Below are 17,714 nucleotides of genomic sequence, written 5' to 3' on the forward strand. Positions count from 1 at the left end.
GTCGGAGGAGCGATCCGATCAGCTGGTGAAGCCGATGTGGATGTAGTCGTACGGGGAGTTCGCGAAGCCGACGGCGCCGAAGTTCGCGACGGTCTCGCGGACGGCGACGGCACCGGGGCTCTGGAAGATGGGCAGCTGGTGGCCCGCCTTCCAGATCTCCTCGTCGAGCTTGTTGGCCAGCTCGGCGCGCTTGGCGTCGTCCAGCTCGCTGTTGGCCTCGTCGAAGAGCTTGTTGATCTCGGCGTTGCCGACGCGGCCGTAGTTCTGGTTCACGTTGGTCTCGTCGAGGGCGTAGATCGACTTCGAGGAGCTGATCGGGAACGCGGTGCTCAACCAGCGGAACGAGGTGATGTCGAAGTCACCGACGTTGATGTGCGACTTGAAGAAGTCCGCCGACGGGACGGTCTGGATGTCGACCTTGACGCCGACCTCCTTGAGCTGCGTCTGCACCAGCTTGGAGACCTGGTCGGAGGTCGGGTTCGGGGTCGGGATCACGAAGCGGATCGCGAGGTCCTTGCCGTCCTTCTTGCGGACGTCGCCCTCCAGCTTCCAGCCGAGGTCCTCCAGGCCCTTCTTGGCGGCTTCCTTGTCGAACTTCGCGACCGCCGCGTTGTCCTTGTACTCCTTGGCGCCCAGCAGGAAGATGTGGTTGCCGAGGACCTTCGGGTCGGGCTGGATCGGGCCGAGGATCGCCTTCGCGATGGTCGCGGTGTCGATGCCCTGCATGATCGACGTGCGCACCTTCGGGTCGCTCATGACGGCCGTGGGCGCGCCGTTGAACGTCAGGTGGTTGTAGTCGGGCGTGACGGCCTGGCGGATCTTGATGCCGGGCGTCTGCTGCGCGCGCTTGAACAGGTCGACGTTGGAGCCGACGTCGTACCAGTCGATGGCGCCGTTGGCGAGCGAGTCGGCGAGCGCGGTGCGGTCGATCACGCGGAACGTGATCTTGTCCAGCTTCGGCTTCTCACCCCACCACGCGTCGTCGCGGACCACGGTGACCAGCTTGCCGGTCAGGTCGATCGTGCCGATCTTGAACGGACCGGCGGTGACCTTCGGGCCGTCGACCCAGCCCTTGTTGAACTCGTCGGCCGTGGCGTTGAGCGACTTCGGGTACAGCGGCGCGAAGAGGCTCTTCCACTCCGCGAACTTCTTCTTGAAGGTGATCTTGGCCTCCTGGTCGGAGGCGCCCTTCTCGACCTTCTCGATGTCCTCGTAGCCGGTCGTGGACGAGGTCAGGTAGGCCGGGTCACCGCCGTTGTTGGCCTTCGCCTGCGCGGCGAAGTCCTCCCACGAGATGGCCGTGCCGTCGCTCCACTTGGCCTTCGGGTTGATCTTGAACGTGATGACCTGGGGGTCCTGCGACGTGACCGTCGCCTCCTCCACGTAGGCCTTGTTCAGCTCGATCGACGCGTCGGCCTTCTGCACGAAGACGCTCGGCATCACCGCGTTGATCATGCGGGCACCGCTCGCGACGGTGCCGTCCACGTTGTAGTAGTTCCAGTTGTCCGCCAGGGAGTCGACGGGCCACTTGAACTCGCCGCCGTCCTTCAGCTTGGACGCCTCGACGGGGTTGATGTCGTCCTTGCCCTGCACCTGCTGGTCAGCGCCCTTGAGGCCCTGATCGCCACCGGTCGGTCCGCTGCCGCACGCGGCCAGCGCCAGTGCCAGCGCGGCCACCGGCGCGGCTGCCCTGACCAATACACGTCGACTCACTGTCGTGAACCTCCCTCATGCCTGGCCGCGTCCGTCGTGGCCCGGTTCGTGCGCCCGGACGCCCCGCGTCCGGAAGACTGCGACACCGCTGGGGGTGTCATCACAGGACCTGCTTCTCCTGCGCGAAGTGGCAGGCCGCCTCGTGGTCGGTGCCCTGCTCCTGGCGCGGCGGCTCCACCTCGACGCACGTGCGCTTCTGGTCGTCGGACAGCGTCGCGTGCAGGAAGCAGCGGGTCCGGAAGCGGCAGCCGGACGGCGGGTTGGCCGGGCTCGGCAGGTCGCCGCTCACCAGGATCCGCTCGCGCTGCCGCTCCTTGACCGGGTCCGGGATCGGGATCGCCGAGAGCAGCGCCTGGGTGTAGGGGTGTCGCGGCGAGTCGAAGACCTCGTCGACCTGCCCGATCTCCACGATCTTGCCCAGGTACATGACCGCCACGCGGTCGGCGATGTGCCGGACCACGGACAGGTCGTGCGCCACGAACAGGTAGCTCAGGCTCAGCTTCGCCTTCAGCTCCTCCAGCAGGTTGATCACACCCGCCTGGATCGACACGTCGAGCGCGGACACCGGCTCGTCGAGCACGATCAGCTTGGGTTCCAGCGCCAGCGCGCGGGCGATGCCGATGCGCTGCCGCTGGCCGCCGGAGAACTCGGCCGGGTAGCGGGACGCGTGCTCGGGGCGCAGCCCGACCAGGTCGAGCAGCTCCGGGATGCGCTTGTCGATCACCGACTTCTCGAACCCGTGCACCTGGAGGGGTTCGGCGATCACGTCGAAGATCGGCAGCCGGGGGTCGAGCGCCGCCATCGGGTCCTGGAACACGACCTGGAGGTCGCGCCGGATCGCCTTGCGGGACTTGGAGTTCAGCCCCGCGACGTCCTGCCCGAGCACGGACAGCTCGCCGCCCATCGGCTTCTGGAGGTTGAGGATCTCCATCAGCGTGGTCGTCTTGCCGCAGCCGGACTCGCCCACGACGCCGAGCGTCTCGCCCTCGCGGATGTCGAAGGAGATGCCGTCGACGGCGTGCACGGTGCCGACCCGGCGCTTGAGCACGACGCCCTTGGTGATCGGGTAGTGCTTGACCAGGCCCGAGAGCTGGAGCACGACCTGGCGCTCCTCGCGCGGCACCTTCGCGATCGGAGCTTCCTCGATCACCTCGGCGCCGAAGATCTCCACGGCCGCCTCGGCACCGTCGGTGTCCTTGGCCGCCAGCTCGTCGGTGCGGATGCAGGCCGCGCGGTGCTCCGGCGAGCCGTCCACGTCGAACAGCTCCGGCTCGGCGGTGTCGCACGCCTCGACGGCCATCGGGCACCGCGGCGCGAACGGGCAGCCGGGCGGCAGGTCGGTCAACGACGGCGGCTGGCCCGTGATGGGCACCAGCGGCTGCTTCTCGCCGACGTCCAGGCGCGGGATGGAGCCGAGCAGGCCCAGCGTGTACGGCATCCGGGGGCGGGCGTAGATCTCGTCGACCTGCCCGGTCTCCACGGCCTTGCCCGCGTACATCACCATCAGCCGGTCGGCGAAGCCCGCGACCACGCCCAGGTCGTGGGTGATGATCACGATGCCCGCGCCGGTGACCTCCTGCGCGGTCTTGAGCACCTCCAGCACCTGCGCCTGCACCGTCACGTCGAGCGCGGTGGTCGGCTCGTCGGCGATGATCAGGTCGGGGTCGTTGGCGATGGCCATCGCGATGACGGCGCGCTGCCGCATGCCGCCGGAGAACTCGTGCGGGAACGCCTTGGCGCGCTCGGCGGCGTTCGGGATGCCGACCAGGTCCAGCAGTTCCACCGCGCGCTTGGCGGCGGCCTGCTTGGACACCTTCGCGCCGCGGTGCACCAGCAGCGCCTCGGCGATCTGGTCGCCGACCGTGTACACCGGGGTCAGCGCCGACAGCGGGTCCTGGAACACCATCGCGACCCGCTTGCCGCGGATCTTGGACAGCTCGCCGTCGTTCAGGCCGATCAGCTCGCGGCCCTGGAACTTGATGGAGCCGCTGATCCGCGCCTGCGGGGGCAGCAGGCCCATGACCGCGAGCGAGGACACCGACTTGCCGGAGCCGGACTCGCCGACGATGCCGAGCACCTCGCCCGGCGAGACCTGGTAGCTCAGGCCGCGCACCGCGCGCACCCGGCCGGATTCGCTGGGGAACGACACCGCGAGGTCGTTCACCTCCAGCACCGGGCCGGTCGCGGCGGGCCGGTCCGCGGCGTCGAAGAGGAGTTCCGAGCTGGTCATCAGGCTTTCCCTCCGCCGTCCGCGGTGGTGGTCGCGGACGTGGGCGTGGTGGTGGGCTCGTCGTCGTCAGCCGACTTCTTCTCGCGCTTGCGACCGCGCGAGGACGTGGGGTCGAGCGCGTCGCGGAGGCCGTCGCCGACGAAGTTCACCGCGAGCACGAACATCACCAGGAACCCGGCCGGGATGAGGAACAGCCAGGAGTAGGTGAGGGCCGAGTCGCTGCCGGTCGCGATGACCGTGCCGAGCGAGACGTCCGGCGACTGCACGCCGAAGCCGAAGTAGCTCAGGCCCGTCTCGGCGAGCACCGCCGAGCCGACGTTGATCGTCGCGTCGATGATCAGCAGCGAGGCCATGTTCGGCACGATGTGCTTGAAGATGATCCGCCCCGGCGTCTGGCCCATGTACTTGGCGGCCTTGACGAACTCGCGCTCCTTGAGCGTCAGCGTCATGCCCCGCACGATGCGCGCGGTGATCATCCACTGGAACGCCGCCAGCAGCACCACGAACAGCAGCCACGACTTCCCGCGGAACGCCGGGCTGAGGATCGCGATGATCAGGAACGACGGCAGCACCAGCAGCAGGTCGACCAGCCACATGAGGCCGCGGTCGACCCAGCCGAGGAAGTAGCCCGCGACCGCGCCCACCAGCGCCGCGAACCCGGTCGAGATCACCGCCACCAGCAGGCCGATGAGCAGCGACTTCTGGAGCCCGCGCATGGTCAGCGCGAACATGTCCGTGCCGATCTTGTCGGTGCCGAAGATGTGGTCCGGGTACGGCGCCTGGAGGAACGCGGTGTAGTCCTGCTCGTCGTAGCTCCACTTGGACAGCAGCGGGCCGACGAACGCCAGCAGGTACATCGCGACGATCACGACCAGGCCGAACAGCGCGAGCCTGTTGCGCAGGAACCGGGTCAGGACGAGCCTGCCCCTGGTCGTGGACTTGCCGGGGTCCGGCGCGGCGTCGACGGGGCTGCCCGAGGCGGCACCCGAGGTACCCGCGGAGTCGCCCTCGTTGAGGATTACGGTCACGTCGTCACCCTGCCTAGATGCGGATTCGGGGGTCGAGAGCCGCGTAGAGCACGTCGGCCAGCCATCCGGAGAAGAGCACGCAGACCGCGACGAACAGCGTCACCGTGGCCGTCACGTTGGTGTCCTGCGTGGTGATGCCGGTGACGAGCCAGTCGCCCATGCCGAACCAGCTGAAGAGCCGTTCGGTGAACGTGCCGCCGACCACGAGCAGGCCGAAGCCGAAGGCGAACAGCGTGGCCATCGGGATCAGCGCGGTGCGCAGGCCGTGCTTGAACAGCGCCTTGCGCCGGGTGAGCCCCTTGGCCTGCGCGGTCCGCAGGAAGTCGCTGCCCAGCACGTCGAGCATCGACGAGCGCTGGTAGCGGCTGTAGTAGGCGATCTGGCCCAGCGCGATCGTCAGCGTCGGCACGATCAGGTACTGGAGGCGGTCGACCAGCGCGGCGAACCAGCTGCCCTGGAAGCCCGGTGTCGCCTCGCCGGTGAAGAGCAGGACGTTGTCGCCGATCGTGTTGTTCACGCCCTGGGCGCCGAGCTTGAGCACGGTGCCGAGCACGAACACCGGTGTCGACAGCACCACGAACGAGAACAGGGTGGCGAAGTAGTCGCTGAACTTGTACTGGCGGATCGCGCTGACCACGCCGAGCAGCACGCCGAAGATGATGCCGATCGTGATGCCGAGCAGGAACAGCCGCAGGCTCACGCCGACGCGCCTGCCGAGTTCGTCGGTGATCGGGCGGTCCGCGATCGTCCGGCCGAAGTCACCCTGCACGACTCCACCCATCCAGGTGAAGAATCGCTGCGGAATCGGCTGGTCGAGGTGCAGGTCGATCCGCTTCGCCTCGATCGTGGCGGCGGGCGGCGGCGGATTGCGCTGCTGGAGCACGCCAATGGGGTCGAATGTGATGGAGGCCAGGCTGAAGGCTAGGAACGTCGCGACGAACGCCAGCACTACGTAGTTGACCAACCGTCGCAACAGGAATCCGGTCACCTGTGCTCAGTCCTTCCGAGTGCGGTGCGACGTTGACGTGCGAGCCGGACCACCCGGTGCACGCGCTTCTCGCGAAGAGATTAAACAGGCCCACCCCCGATGATGGGACCGCCCCACGACTTGTCCCTCCAGCATCGCCTGACCTGCGTGTTGAGGGCGTGAACCGGAGCCACGGCGGTGATCAGCATGGCTGATCGGCTGACTTCCCGCCGTTCGACCCCGTTTATCCTCGCGCTTCCGACCGATGCTCCCCCCAATCGGGACGGGTTTGTGACCAAAACACCTTCGGGGGAAACCCGATCGTTACCCGCAGGGTGTTCTGACAACCCTGAGTTCGGACAGTCTTGTTGACCGTTCACAGCGAAGTCGCGGTGTACCCGGCCGAGTGACCTCGTTCTTGTGAAGTCGACCGGGGTAAAGACGCGTTCATTTGTTAATCGATCACGACGGGGGCCCGCGACGCCCTTTCCAGGGGCCGCGGACCCCTCCCCCGCGTTGTCAGGCTCGTTGTCAAGCCTGGTCTAGCCGCAGACGGCCCCTCCGGAGGCGGAGCCGACCAGCTTCGCGTACTTGGCCAGCACACCGCGCTGGTAGCGCGCGGGCAGCGGCGCCCAGCCCTCGCGGCGGGCCGCCAGTTCGGCCTCGTCGACCTCCAGGTCGAGCGTCCCGGTGCCGACGTCGAGCCGGATCCGGTCGCCGTCGCGGACGAACGCGATCGGACCGCCGTCCACCGCCTCCGGCGCGACGTGGCCCACGCACAGGCCGGTGGTGCCGCCGGAGAACCGGCCGTCGGTCAGCAGGAGCACGTCCTTGCCCAACCCGGCGCCCTTGATCGCGGCGGTGATCGCCAGCATCTCCCGCATCCCCGGCCCGCCCTTCGGACCCTCGTAGCGGATGACCACCACGTCGCCCGCGGTGATGGTGCCGTCCTCCAGGGCGTCCATGGCGGCGCGCTCCCGGTCGAACACCCGCGCGGTGCCGGTGAACACGTCGGAGTCGAACCCGGCGGACTTCACCACGGCGCCCTCCGGCGCCAGCGACCCGCGCAGGATGCTGATGCCGCCGGTCCGGTGGATCGGCCGGTCCATCGCGCGCAGCACCGTCCCGTCCGGGTCGGGCGGCGCGATGCCCGCCAGGTTCTCCGCCACGGTGAGGCCGGTCACGGTGAGGCAGTCGCCGTGCAGCAGGCCCGCGTCCAGCAGCGCCTTCATCACGACCGGCACACCGCCGATGCGGTCGACGTCGGTCATCACGTGCCGCCCGAACGGCTTCACGTCCGCCAGGTGCGGCACCCGAGCGCCGACGCGGACGAAGTCGTCCAGGCTCAGCTCGACCTCGGCCTCGTAGGCGATGGCCAGCAGGTGCAGCACGGCGTTGGTGGACCCGCCGAACGCCATGACGACCGCGATGGCGTTCTCGAACGCCTCGCGCGTCATGATCTGCCGCGCGGTGATGCCCCTGCGCAGCATCTCCACCACGGCCTGACCGGAGCGGCGGGCGTACCCGTCGCGCCGCCGGTCGGTCGCGGGCGGAGCGGCGCTGCCGGGCAGCGACATCCCCAGCGCCTCGGCGGCCGAGGCCATCGTGTTCGCCGTGTACATGCCGCCGCACGCGCCCTCACCAGGGCAGATGGCGCGTTCGATCAGGTCGACGTCGGCGCGGCTCATCAGCCCGCGCGAGCAGGCGCCGACGGCCTCGAACGCGTCGATGATCGTCACCTCGCGCTCGACGCCGTCCGACAGCGTCACGCGACCGGGCAGGATCGACCCGGCGTAGAGGAACACGCTGGCCAGGTCCAGCCGGGCGGCGGCCATCAGCATTCCGGGCAACGACTTGTCGCAGCCCGCGAGCAGCACCGTGCCGTCCAGCCGCTCGGCCTGCACCACCGTCTCCACGCTGTCCGCGATCACCTCGCGGGACACGAGCGAGAAGTGCATGCCCTCGTGCCCCATGGAGATGCCGTCGGACACCGAGATCGTGCCGAACTCCAGCGGGTAGCCACCCGCCGAGTGCACGCCGTCCTTGCTCGCCTTGGCCAGCCGGTCGAGCGAGAGGTTGCACGGCGTGATCTCGTTCCAGGACGAGGCGACGCCGATCTGGGGCTTCACCCAGTCCTCGTCCCCCATGCCGACGGCCCGGAGCATCCCGCGCGCGGCGGTGCGCTCCAGCCCGTCGGTGACGTCACGACTGCGCGGCTTGATGTCGGGAGTCTCGTTCATGCACGAAACCTAACCGCCCGGTCGAGGGCCGTGCTCACCGAACGGCCGCCGCCTACTCGAACCGGCCGATCGGCGTGGGCTCGGGGAACTCCGCGACGGGGGCGCCCTCCAGGGCCTCGTCCATGAACCGCTGCCAGATGCGCCCCGGCAGCCCGGCGCCGTCGACCTCGGCACCCGCGCGGTCCACGATCTCCACGTCACCCCTGTCGGTCCCCATCCACACGGCGGCGGACAGCGACGGCGTGTACCCGACCATCCACGCCGCGGCCACCTCGCCGCCGGGCAGCGTGACCGTCCCCGGCTTCCCGGCGCACTCCCGGCCCGCGCACCCGACCTGCCACGCGGCGGGAACGTCCTTCAGAGCCGCCGTCACGTTGCCCGCGACGGCCCTGCTCCCGGCGGCGTCACCGCCGAACGCGACCGTGGCCGAGTCCGCGTGCTGGTAGAGGACCTGGTCCCCCTCCGCCTCGACCCGCTCGACGAAGTACGGCTCGTGGTGCACGCCCTCGGCCGCGAACGTGCCGTAGGCGACCGCGAGGTCGAACGGGCGGACCAGCGTGGCGCCCGCGCCGATGGAGATCGCGGCGTCGGGAGCGCCCGTGCCGTCCGCGCCCACCAGCAGCTCCCGGCTGATGCCGGAGACCGTCACCGAGCCGGGCACGCCCGCCGAACGGGCCGCCGTCGCCACCGGGCGCGTGCCCACCCTCGTGAGCACGAGGTCGTAGAAGACCGTCGCGATGTCCTGCGCCGAGGCCGCGCGCAGCGAGCACTGGCGGCCGCACGACGCGGTGCCGCGGTTGCTGACCGTCCGATCGCCGAAGGTGCGCGGCGACGTGCCGTCCAGGGGCTCGCCGATCCCGATCCCCGCCTGGAGCGCGGCGGTCAGGGCGAACGGCGTGAACGCGGTGCCGGGTTCCCGCAGCGTGTCGCGCGCGTGGTCGAGGCCCGCGCCGTCCCGGCCCGCCCAGTAGGCCCGGACCGCGCCCCTGGTCGGGTCCACCGCGGTGAGGGACTGGCGCAGCACGTCCGGCTGGCCCGCCATCACCTCGTCGACGGCGTCCTCGGCGGCCCGCTGCGCCCGGCGGTCGATGGTGGTGCGGACGACGACCCCCGCCCGCTGGGCGCGCTCCAGCGGGAAGCCGACCTCCTCCAGCTCCCGCACGACCTGGTTCCTCAGCAGCTCCCGAGCGCCCTCCGGCGGCGCGATCCGGGTCGCCTCCACCGGCAGCGGCGCGGGGAACGACAGGGAGTCGCGGTACTCGCGGGTGATCCAGCCGCGGTCGGCCATGGTGTCCACGACGGCCGCCCAGCGGGCGGTGGCGTAGGCCCGGTCCTCGGACCGCGCCGGGTCCCGGATGAGACCCGCGATCATCGCGGCCTCGGTGCCGGTCAGCTCCCGCACGTCCTTGCCGTAGTACATCCGCGCCGCCGCCGCGAACCCGTGGGCCGTCCGGCCCAAGTAGACGGTGTCGAGGTATCCCCGCAGGACGAGGTCCTTGCCGTAGCGGGCGCTCAGCTTGCGCGCGGTCACCAGGTCGGTGAACCGGCGGCGCCAGGTGTCCCCGCTCCCCTCGGTCACCATCCGCAGGTACTGCCTGGCGATGCCGGAGCCGAGGTCGACGTCGGACGAGCTGTCGTAGTCCGGCTGCTCGGCGGCGAGCACCGCGTACTTCACGACGTCCCGCACCTCACCGGAGATCGACTCGCGGTTGGCGCCGCCTGCCGCGATCGTGGTCATCTCGGTGCCGTCGGAGTAGAGGATCCGCACGGACTTCGGCTGCCGCGCCGAGATCTCGGTCGGGCTGGGCACGTCGACGGCCTGGTTCACGACCGCGAAGGCACCGACCGGGACCAGCACCACCAGTGCCACCACCAGGTAACCGATCCTGCGGACACGACGCCAGACCCGCTTGCGCCGGGGGCGCGAGGCCTCCGCGTTCGGCTGTTCGGACACCGGATTCCTTCCCACGCGGATTCGACGGAGCCCATTCTGTCGGCCTCATTCGATCAGCCTCCGAGGTACCCCACTAACATTGCCCTACCGTCAGCGTTTGCCAGTCCGGGGAGTCGCACGTGAGCGAGGAAAACCGGCGGGTCGCCGGGCGTTATGAGCTGACCGAGCGCGTGGGCGGTGGTGCCATGGGCTTGGTCTGGCTCGCACGCGACCTACGGTTGGACCGCGTCGTCGCGGTGAAGGAACTGCTGCTGCCCTCTCACCTCGACGAGAAGCAGGGCGAGCAGGCCCGTCGCCGCGCCATGCGCGAAGCAAGGATCGCCGCGAGGTTGCAGCACCCCAACGCGATCGCCGTCTACGACGTCGTCGAGGACGACGGCCAGCCCTGGCTGATCATGGAGTACCTGCCGTCGCGGAGCCTGGCCGCGGTGATCGCCGACACCGGCCCGCTGCCGGTGGACGACGTGGTGCGGATCGGCGTGCAGCTCGCCACCGCGCTCGCCGCCGCGCACAAGGCGTCGGTGGTGCACCGGGACGTCAAACCCGGCAACGTCCTGCTCGGTGACGCCGGCGCGGTGAAGATCACCGACTTCGGCATCTCGCGCGCGATCGACGACGCCACCGCCACGGCGACCGGTCGGTCTGTCGGCACCCCGGCGTTCTTCTCGCCGGAGGTCGCCAAGGGCGAGGACGGCGGTTACCCGTCGGACGTCTTCTCGCTGGGCGCGACGCTGTACAACGCCGTCGAGGGCACTCCCCCGTTCGGCATCTCGGAGAACTCGATCGCCCAGCTGCACCGGGTGGCGGAGGGCACGATCCGGCCTCCGGAGAAGGCGGGCACCCTCACCCCGGTGCTGCTCAGGCTGCTGGACCCGGACCCCGAGACCAGGCCCACGATGGCCGAGGCCGCCGAGGAGCTGGCCGTGCTGGCGGAGATCTCCGAGCCGACGCCGCCGCCGGTCGAGGAGGTCCCGGCCCCCGCGGCCGAGGCGCCCACCGAGCCCGAATCCACCCCCGCCCCGGCCGAGCCGGTGGCGGCGGCGCCCGCACCGTCCACAGAGGACGAGCAGAAGCGGCGCAAGCGAGCGGTCCTCGGTCTGATCGGCGCCACGGTGCTGCTGCTCGTCGTCGTGGGAGCGGCGTTCCTGTTCGCCAACCTCGGCAAGTCGGGGGAGAACACGCCGTCCGGCGCCTCCAGCGGCTCGGTGAACCCGACCACGACCAGCCAGCAGGTCACCGAACAGCCCCCGGCGGAGACCACCCAGTCCGACGTCACCACGACGACCAGCTCGTCCTCCACCCCGGCCCCGACCACGACCACGCCCCCGCCGCCCGCGCAGACCACGGCCGCGCAGGCGATCATCGACTACTACGCGGTCCTCCAGACCGACAAGGCCGCGTCGTACGCCCGGCTGACGGACAACTTCAAGCAGGCCAGGGCCAAGTCCTTCGCCGACTACACGTTCTTCTGGGGCCAGAACACCGCCACGGTGAGCAACGTCGTCGAGCAGGGGCCGAACACCGTCGCGGCGGCCGTCACGTTCAACGGCAACGAGGTCGAGAACCACGTGTACACGCTGGTCCAGCAGAACGGGCAGTGGCTGATCGACACCCAGAGCCCCTAGCGGGCACGACACCCGACGGCCGGACACCTCTCGGAGTCCGGCCGTCGCGCCGCTCCCCCGCCGTCGCCGAAGGAGTGGCCGACGCGGCGCAGCACTAGACCGCGGCCACCCCGATCAACCCGTTGCGCGTGACCAGATCGGCCAGAGCGCGCTCGTCCAGGCCCTCGGTGCCCTCCGGCCGCCGCGGGAGCACCACGAACCGCGTCTCCGCGGTGGCGTCCCACACCGCGATCGCCACGCCGTCCGGCAGGACGAGGTCGAACTCGGCCAGCACGGACCGGGGGTCGCGCACCACCCGCGACCGGTAGGCCTCGCTCTTGTACCAGGTGGGAGACGGCCCCAGCAGCGCGATCGGGTAGCACGAGCACAGGGTGCAGACCACCACGTTGTGGCTCGTCGCGGTGTTCTCCACGACCTTCAGCCGCTGCTCCTGCAACCCGCCGCCCATGGACACGCCCACCTCCCCGATGGCGGCGTTGGCGTCCAGCAGGAGGCGCTCGCGGAAACCGGGGTCCACCCACGCCCTGGCCACCAGCCGGGCCCCGTTGTCCGGGTTCGCCCGAGCCAGGAAGGCCTCCAGCGCGCGGTCCAGCTCCTGCGCGTCCACCAGCCCGCGCCGCTCCAGCAGCGCCTCCACGTGCCGGACCCGCGCGGCCAGTTCGGCGTTCGCGCCGCCGTGGTCCCCGCCCATCAGGACACCGCCCGGAGGTAGCTCTCCCACAGGGCGACGGTGACGTCGTGGTCGCCCTCGCCGAACAGGTCCCGCGCGGCGAACCGGACCGCGTACACCGCCTCGGGCTCCCCCGGCAGACCACGCGCGCGGTCGTCGGCGAGCGGGAACACGCCCTCGCTCTCGACGACCGTCCCCACCGCGCCGCGCGCGTACCTCGGCAGCCGGGTGTGGTGCGGCGGGTCCCCGGCCGCGGTGCGCACCCGGTCCCCCGGCGCGAACAGCTCAGCCACCGGTGACCTCCACAGCCGTGCACACGCCCTTGGCCACCAGCAGGGAGGTGATCGCGTGGAACCACCGCTCGTAGTACGAGGCCGCCAGGAACTCCCGAGGCGGCAACCGTTCCACGGCGTCGCGGAACTCGTCCAGGTTGTAGACCCCGCGACCGATGAGCGCGCGGTTCATCGCGAACACGTGCGCCTCCCAGTCGGAGTGGAACGGCGGCTCGTCCAGCTCCTGCTCGATCGGCGGGAAGCCCTGCATCCCCCCGACGTCGTTGATCCGGCTCATCCCGCTCCTCCCGGCCTCAGCCCCGCTCGATCACGTGCCCCACGACGTCCGGACCGGGGTGCGGCGCCCCGGACCCGTCCCGCCTCTGCTCGACCTCGGGCAGCTCCACCGGCACACCGTTCTTCGACGCGCCTGCCGGACGCGGTCCGATCCACGCCAGCACCAGCTCGGTCTCGCCCCGCAGGAACCGCTGCGACCGCACACCACCGGTCGCCCTGCCCTTCGCGGGGTACTCGCTGAACGGCGTCACCTTCACGCTCTGCCCGCTCGACGTCACCACCATCGGCTCGCCGTGCGCCTCGTCGTCCGTGCGGACGGCGCCGAAGAACACCACCCGCGCCCCCGCCGACACGTTGATCCCGGCCATGCCGCCGCCCTTGAGGCCCTGCGGCCGCACCAGCGACGCCGCGTACCGCAGCAGCGACGAGTCCGACGTGACGAACGCGAGCGTCTCCGTGCCGTCGACCAGCCAGGTGGCGCCGACGATCTCGTCGCCCTCCTTGAGGCTGATGACCTCGAACTCGTCCGACCGCACCGGCCACTCCGGCGCGCACACCTTCACCACGCCCTGCCGCGTGCCGATCGCCAGACCCGGCGACGCCGGGTCGGGTTCGCCCAGCGGCGCGATGCCGACGACCTTCTCGCCCTTCTCCAGCGGCAGCAGCTCGCTCGCGGCCATCCCGCCGCTGAGCGACACCGTGCCGATCTGCTCCGGCAGCACCGGCAGCGGCAGCACGTCCGTCTTGAACGCCCGACCGAGGTTCGTCACCAGCAGGATCTGGCCGCGGGCCGTCGAGTGCACCACCGCCGCGACGGCGTCGTGCCGGGTGCGGCCCTTGCGGCGCTTGGCCTCCGACGCCTCCTCCGACTCGGCGGCCGTCCTCGCCACCAGCCCCGTCGCCGACAGGATGACCTGGCACGGGTCGTCCGCGACCTCCAGCGGCCCGGCGGGCTTGGACGCCGCGAGGACCTCCTTCAGGTCGCCGTCGATCAGCGAGGTGCGGCGGACCGTCGTCAGCTCCTTCGCCACCGCGGCCAGCTCGGTCGACACCAGCTTCTTCAGCACCGACTGGTCGTCCAGGATCCTGGTGAGCTCGGCGATCTCGGCGCTCAACCGCTCCTGCTCGCCCTCCAGCTCGATCCGGTCGAACTTGGTGAGCCTGCGCAGCGGCGTGTCCAGGATGTAGGTCGCCTGGATCTCCGAGAGCCTGAACCGCTTCATCAGGCCGTCCTTCGCGGCCTGCGCGTTCTCGCTGTCGCGGATCAGCCTGATGACCTTGTCGATGTCCAGCAGGGCCTTGAGCAGCCCCTCGACCAGGTGCAGCCGGTCCTCGCGCTTGCGGCGGCGGAACCTCGTCCGCCGCGTCACCACGTCGTAGCGGTGGGCGAGGAACACCTCCAGCAGCGCCTTCAGCCCCAGCGTCTGCGGCTGGCCCTCGACCAGCACCAGGTTGTTGATGCCGAACGACTGCTCCATCGGCGTCAACCGGTACAGGTCGGCCAGCAGCGCCTGCGGGTTCACGCCGACCTTGCACTCGACGACCAGCCGGATGCCGTTCTCGCGGTCGGTGAGGTCCTTGACGTCCGCGATGCCCGACAGCCGCTTGGACTTGTTCACCTCGTCGGTGATCTTCTCGATGATCCGCTCGGACCCGACGCCGTACGGCAGCTCGGTGACCGTGATCGCCTGCCTGCCGCGACTGCCCTCCAGCGGCCCGATCTCGACCTTGGCGCGCATCCGCACGACACCGCGCCCGGTCTCGTAGGCCTTGCGCACCTCGTCCAGCCCCAGCAGCGCCCCACCGGTCGGGAGGTCGGGACCGGGCACGAACTCCATCAGCTTGTCGAGCGTGGCGTCCGGGTGCGTGATCAGCCACCGGGCCGCCGCCACGACCTCGCCCAGGTTGTGCGGGATCATGTTCGTCGCCATGCCGACCGCGATGCCGGACGTGCCGTTCACCAGCAGGTTGGGGAACGCGGCCGGCAACACCGACGGTTCGAGCAGCGACCCGTCGTAGTTGGGCCGGAAGTCGATCGTGTCCTCGCCCAGCTCCCCGACGAGCAGCATCGCGGCCTGCGACATGCGGGCCTCGGTGTTGTGGTTCACGAACCCACCCGCGAGGAACGAGTGGTCCTCGGAGTCGACTCGAACCGAGTACACCTCGGCCGGGTCGCACGGCTCCACCTCGGTGACGGTCTCGAACCGGTAACCGGAATCCATGATCGGCAGGATCGTCGCGAGCACCTCCGGATCCTCGATCCGGTCGATGATCCGGAGCCGTTCGGTCTCCCAACGTTCCACACGGTCGAACTTGTGCCGCGTGAGCCACTCGCGGCCGCTGCCGCCACGGTCGAGGTCCAGCGCGCCGCGCACGAAGTCGGCTACGAACGGAACGCTCTCCCGGCTCGGCCGGTGCGGACGCAGGGGCGAGCGCTCCAGCAGCTCCCGCACCTCCGCCTGCTTCGTCCTGAGGAACCCGACGCGGGAGACGAAGGCGCGGACGTCGCGAGGACCGGAGATGACGAGGCGGTGTTCCACCGCACCCCTCGCACGGGTGTACTCGCGGTGCCGCGCGATGACACCGAACTCGGCGAGCATCTCGTGGAGCTCGTTCGCCAGCCGTTCGCTGTACGTGGAGTACTGGACGGTGAACCCGTCCTTGGCGTCCCGAACACCCCCGTCACCTTCGAACGCGGCCATCAGGAACGCTCGTTTGACCCCCCAACCACCGTTCCACACGAACTCGGGGACGAACTTGTCCCTGGCCTGGTGACCGATGAACTCCGCCAGCGGACTGCGGCGGAACGCCTCCATGCCACCCGCGTGGTCCTGGATGTCGAGTTCCTGGATCCGCTCGCGGTCCTGACCGGTGTGACGTTCCGAGACGTAGCGCTGACCACCCACGACCTGGTCGTAGGCGTGCATCACCTCACCGAAGTAGTGCTCGTCGGTGTGGCTGAAGCCCGCGCGGTTCCCGTCGGCCCACCCTTCGGAGACCCAGGCGCCGCCGAGAACTCCGAGCACGTACTCGTCGGCCGTCGGGATGACCTCCGACCAGGCGTTCCGCGCGACGCACACGACGGCGCCCGGCTGGACCTCGTCCAGCCTCCGCCATTGGAAGAGCGGGACACCCATCGGTGCTTCCAAGCACAGGACCAGGTGGTTCTCGCTACCCCGGATCGAGAAGCCCGCCCTGGTGCGGATGCGCAGCGTCGGGTGGACCCCCGAGTTGAACACCTTGGTGACCCGAACGGCCTTGCCGTCCTTGTCGAGGACCTCGAAGTCGGCATCCGCCTCGGAGTCCGCGGGCAGGTTGACCAGGTCCGCGATGCGCGGGGTCGAACCGTTCGCGAGGCGAACGCGGGTGTCGCCGACGACGCAGTACCTCGACGCCGCCGGCCCGTCGTCCGGGCTGCCGAAGTTGCCGTGCCCGTCGACCAGCGGCGTGTTCAGCGAGAAGTCCTGCGCGAGGCGGACCATCGCGTCGTAGATGGCGGTGTCGCCGTGCGGGTGGTACTTGCCCATGCAGTTGTGGACGACCTGGCCCTCGACGACGAACGCGTGCTCCTCGGCGCCGACCTGGATGTCGTAGGTCGTGTCGCGGGTGACCGGCTCGACCGAGCGGACGCCGGTCAGCGACCAGCCGGGCAGCAGGGACGGGCGGGCGGCGGGCGGGGCGGGCACGGCGCGCAGGCCCTCGGTGCGGGACCACGGCAGCAGCGCCTCGGCCAGCGCGGCGGCGTCGGCGCCGACGACCAGGAGGCCGGCGTCGTGGGACGTGGCGCGGAAACCGAGGTCGGCCAGGAACGGGCGGGCCTCGGCGGGGAGCACGACGCCGTGCGCGGACGCGGAGCCCGCGGCGTCGAGCAGCCCGGCCAGGAACGGCACCCAGGACGCGCGGTCGGCCAGCACCTCGGCGAGGTCGGTCGCGCCGAGACCGGGGATGGTGAGGACGTGCCGCTCGGGGTCCTCGTGCTTCTCGCGGGTGGTCTCGACGTCCGCGCCGATCGCCCAGCCGTGGGCGATGTCGATCACGGTGCTGTCGGTGGACGAGACCACCGCGGCGCCCTCGACGACCTCGCCGCACGCGAGGACCAGCGCCCGCACGTACGGGAGGGCGTCGGCGCACGGTGCGGTCGCGGCCCAGCGGGCCGTGCCGTAGCCCGCGGTGAGCTTGCCCGCGAGGTCGCGGGCGGCGGTCCAGCGGGGCGCCAGGTCGTCGTCGAGGGTGCGGAAGCGCTGACCGGGCGTGACGACCATGCTCTGACCGGTGGCCCACGTGACGCGCACCAGTTCGGAGACCGGGTTCTCGTAGACCCGCACGACGGGGACCGGGACACCGGCCGGGTCGAGGACGTGGTCGCCGACCTCGATGGTCTCGATCGGCCGCAGGCCCTCGGGCGTCGACACCAGCGCGCCGCGCACGAAGCAGTCGCCGACCACGCGGGCGGACTTCACGTACGCGTGCGTCGGCCGGTAGCCCTGCTCGTTCATCGAGTACAGGATGCGGCGGTGCACGGGCTTGAGCCCGTCCCGCGCGTCCGGGAGGGCGCGCGAGTGGATGACCGAGTACGCGTACTCCAGGTACGAGTCCTCGATCTCGGACTTGAGCGGGTTGTCGACCACGTTCGCGCCCGCCTGGTCGAAGGCGGAGGGGTCGACCTTGGTCGTCGGGCCTTTGCGGCGTGCCATGGCTGAGCGCTCTCTCTACGGGTT

General features: G+C 70.5%; 10 protein-coding genes and 3 pseudogenes. 1 reads left to right on the forward strand and 12 read right to left on the reverse strand.

The features are described 5' to 3' along the window. Positions 1–18: 18 nt before the first annotated feature. The 6 genes from AC156L_RS39200 to AC156L_RS39225 all read right to left on the reverse strand — a co-directional run bounded on the left by AC156L_RS39200 (position 19) and on the right by AC156L_RS39225 (position 10,132). On the reverse strand, positions 19–1,713 hold the full coding sequence (locus AC156L_RS39200; RefSeq protein ID WP_330873741.1) for an ABC transporter family substrate-binding protein: 1,695 nt from the start codon (positions 1,711–1,713) through the stop codon (positions 19–21). Between the two features lie 100 nt (positions 1,714–1,813). Beyond that, positions 1,814–3,943, reverse strand: a complete 2,130-nt coding sequence (locus AC156L_RS39205) for an ABC transporter ATP-binding protein (RefSeq protein ID WP_330873742.1) — start codon at positions 3,941–3,943, stop codon at positions 1,814–1,816. Further along, on the reverse strand, positions 3,943–4,971 hold the full coding sequence (locus AC156L_RS39210) for an ABC transporter permease (RefSeq protein WP_330873743.1): 1,029 nt from the start codon (positions 4,969–4,971) through the stop codon (positions 3,943–3,945). Before AC156L_RS39210 ends, AC156L_RS39205 begins: the two co-directional genes overlap by 1 nt. Before the next feature lie 13 nt (positions 4,972–4,984). Beyond that, the gene (locus AC156L_RS39215) at positions 4,985–5,935 is read right to left on the reverse strand and encodes an ABC transporter permease (protein ID WP_414719778.1); all 951 of its coding nucleotides are present in this window, start codon (positions 5,933–5,935) and stop codon (positions 4,985–4,987) included. Positions 5,936–6,480: 545 nt separating this feature from the next. Continuing rightward, a complete protein-coding gene (gene ilvD / locus AC156L_RS39220; protein ID WP_330873745.1) occupies positions 6,481–8,178 on the reverse strand; it encodes a dihydroxy-acid dehydratase in 1,698 nt (565 codons plus the stop codon). 52 nt (positions 8,179–8,230) lie between these two features. Next, positions 8,231–10,132 (reverse strand): transglycosylase domain-containing protein, encoded by a 1,902-nt coding sequence (locus AC156L_RS39225; protein ID WP_330873746.1) that lies wholly within the window; start codon positions 10,130–10,132, stop codon positions 8,231–8,233. Positions 10,133–10,251: 119 nt separating this feature from the next. On the opposite strand from AC156L_RS39225, the gene AC156L_RS39230 reads away from it, so the two are divergent. Beyond that, complete coding sequence (locus AC156L_RS39230) at positions 10,252–11,757, forward strand: serine/threonine-protein kinase (RefSeq protein ID WP_330873747.1); 1,506 nt, start codon at positions 10,252–10,254, stop codon at positions 11,755–11,757. Between the two features lie 94 nt (positions 11,758–11,851). Here AC156L_RS39230 and AC156L_RS39235 read toward each other — a convergent pair whose 3' ends face one another. The 6 genes and pseudogenes from AC156L_RS39235 to AC156L_RS39260 all read right to left on the reverse strand — a co-directional run. Continuing rightward, on the reverse strand, positions 11,852–12,448 hold the full coding sequence (locus AC156L_RS39235; RefSeq protein ID WP_330873748.1) for a nitrile hydratase subunit alpha: 597 nt from the start codon (positions 12,446–12,448) through the stop codon (positions 11,852–11,854). Beyond that, the gene (locus AC156L_RS39240; protein WP_330873749.1) at positions 12,448–12,720 is read right to left on the reverse strand and encodes an SH3-like domain-containing protein; all 273 of its coding nucleotides are present in this window, start codon (positions 12,718–12,720) and stop codon (positions 12,448–12,450) included. Before AC156L_RS39240 ends, AC156L_RS39235 begins: the two co-directional genes overlap by 1 nt. Continuing rightward, complete coding sequence (locus AC156L_RS39245; protein ID WP_330873750.1) at positions 12,713–12,997, reverse strand: hypothetical protein; 285 nt, start codon at positions 12,995–12,997, stop codon at positions 12,713–12,715. The genes AC156L_RS39240 and AC156L_RS39245 overlap by 8 nt, the downstream gene beginning before the upstream one ends. Positions 12,998–13,013: 16 nt before the next feature. Further along, a pseudogene (locus tag AC156L_RS39250) lies at positions 13,014–15,095 on the reverse strand (DNA gyrase subunit A); the annotation flags it as partial. 390 nt (positions 15,096–15,485) lie between these two features. Next, positions 15,486–16,133: pseudogene (locus AC156L_RS39255) on the reverse strand (LAGLIDADG family homing endonuclease); the annotation flags it as partial. Between the two features lie 27 nt (positions 16,134–16,160). Next, positions 16,161–17,690, reverse strand: a pseudogene (locus AC156L_RS39260) (DNA gyrase subunit A); the annotation flags it as partial. Positions 17,691–17,714 lie beyond the last annotated feature (24 nt).

The sequence above is a fragment of the Umezawaea sp. genome (genome assembly GCF_057122925.1).

What these genes read in the sequence shown, in the direction of transcription:
- ilvD (WP_330873745.1), bottom strand. Translation starts at nt 8,178, where the DNA reads ATGAACGAGACTCCCGACATCAAGCCGCGCAGTCGTGACGTCACCGAC.
- AC156L_RS39205 (WP_330873742.1), bottom strand. Translation starts at nt 3,943, where the DNA reads ATGACCAGCTCGGAACTCCTCTTCGACGCCGCGGACCGGCCCGCCGCG.
- AC156L_RS39235 (WP_330873748.1), bottom strand. Translation starts at nt 12,448, where the DNA reads ATGGGCGGGGACCACGGCGGCGCGAACGCCGAACTGGCCGCGCGGGTC.
- AC156L_RS39245 (WP_330873750.1), bottom strand. Translation starts at nt 12,997, where the DNA reads ATGAGCCGGATCAACGACGTCGGGGGGATGCAGGGCTTCCCGCCGATC.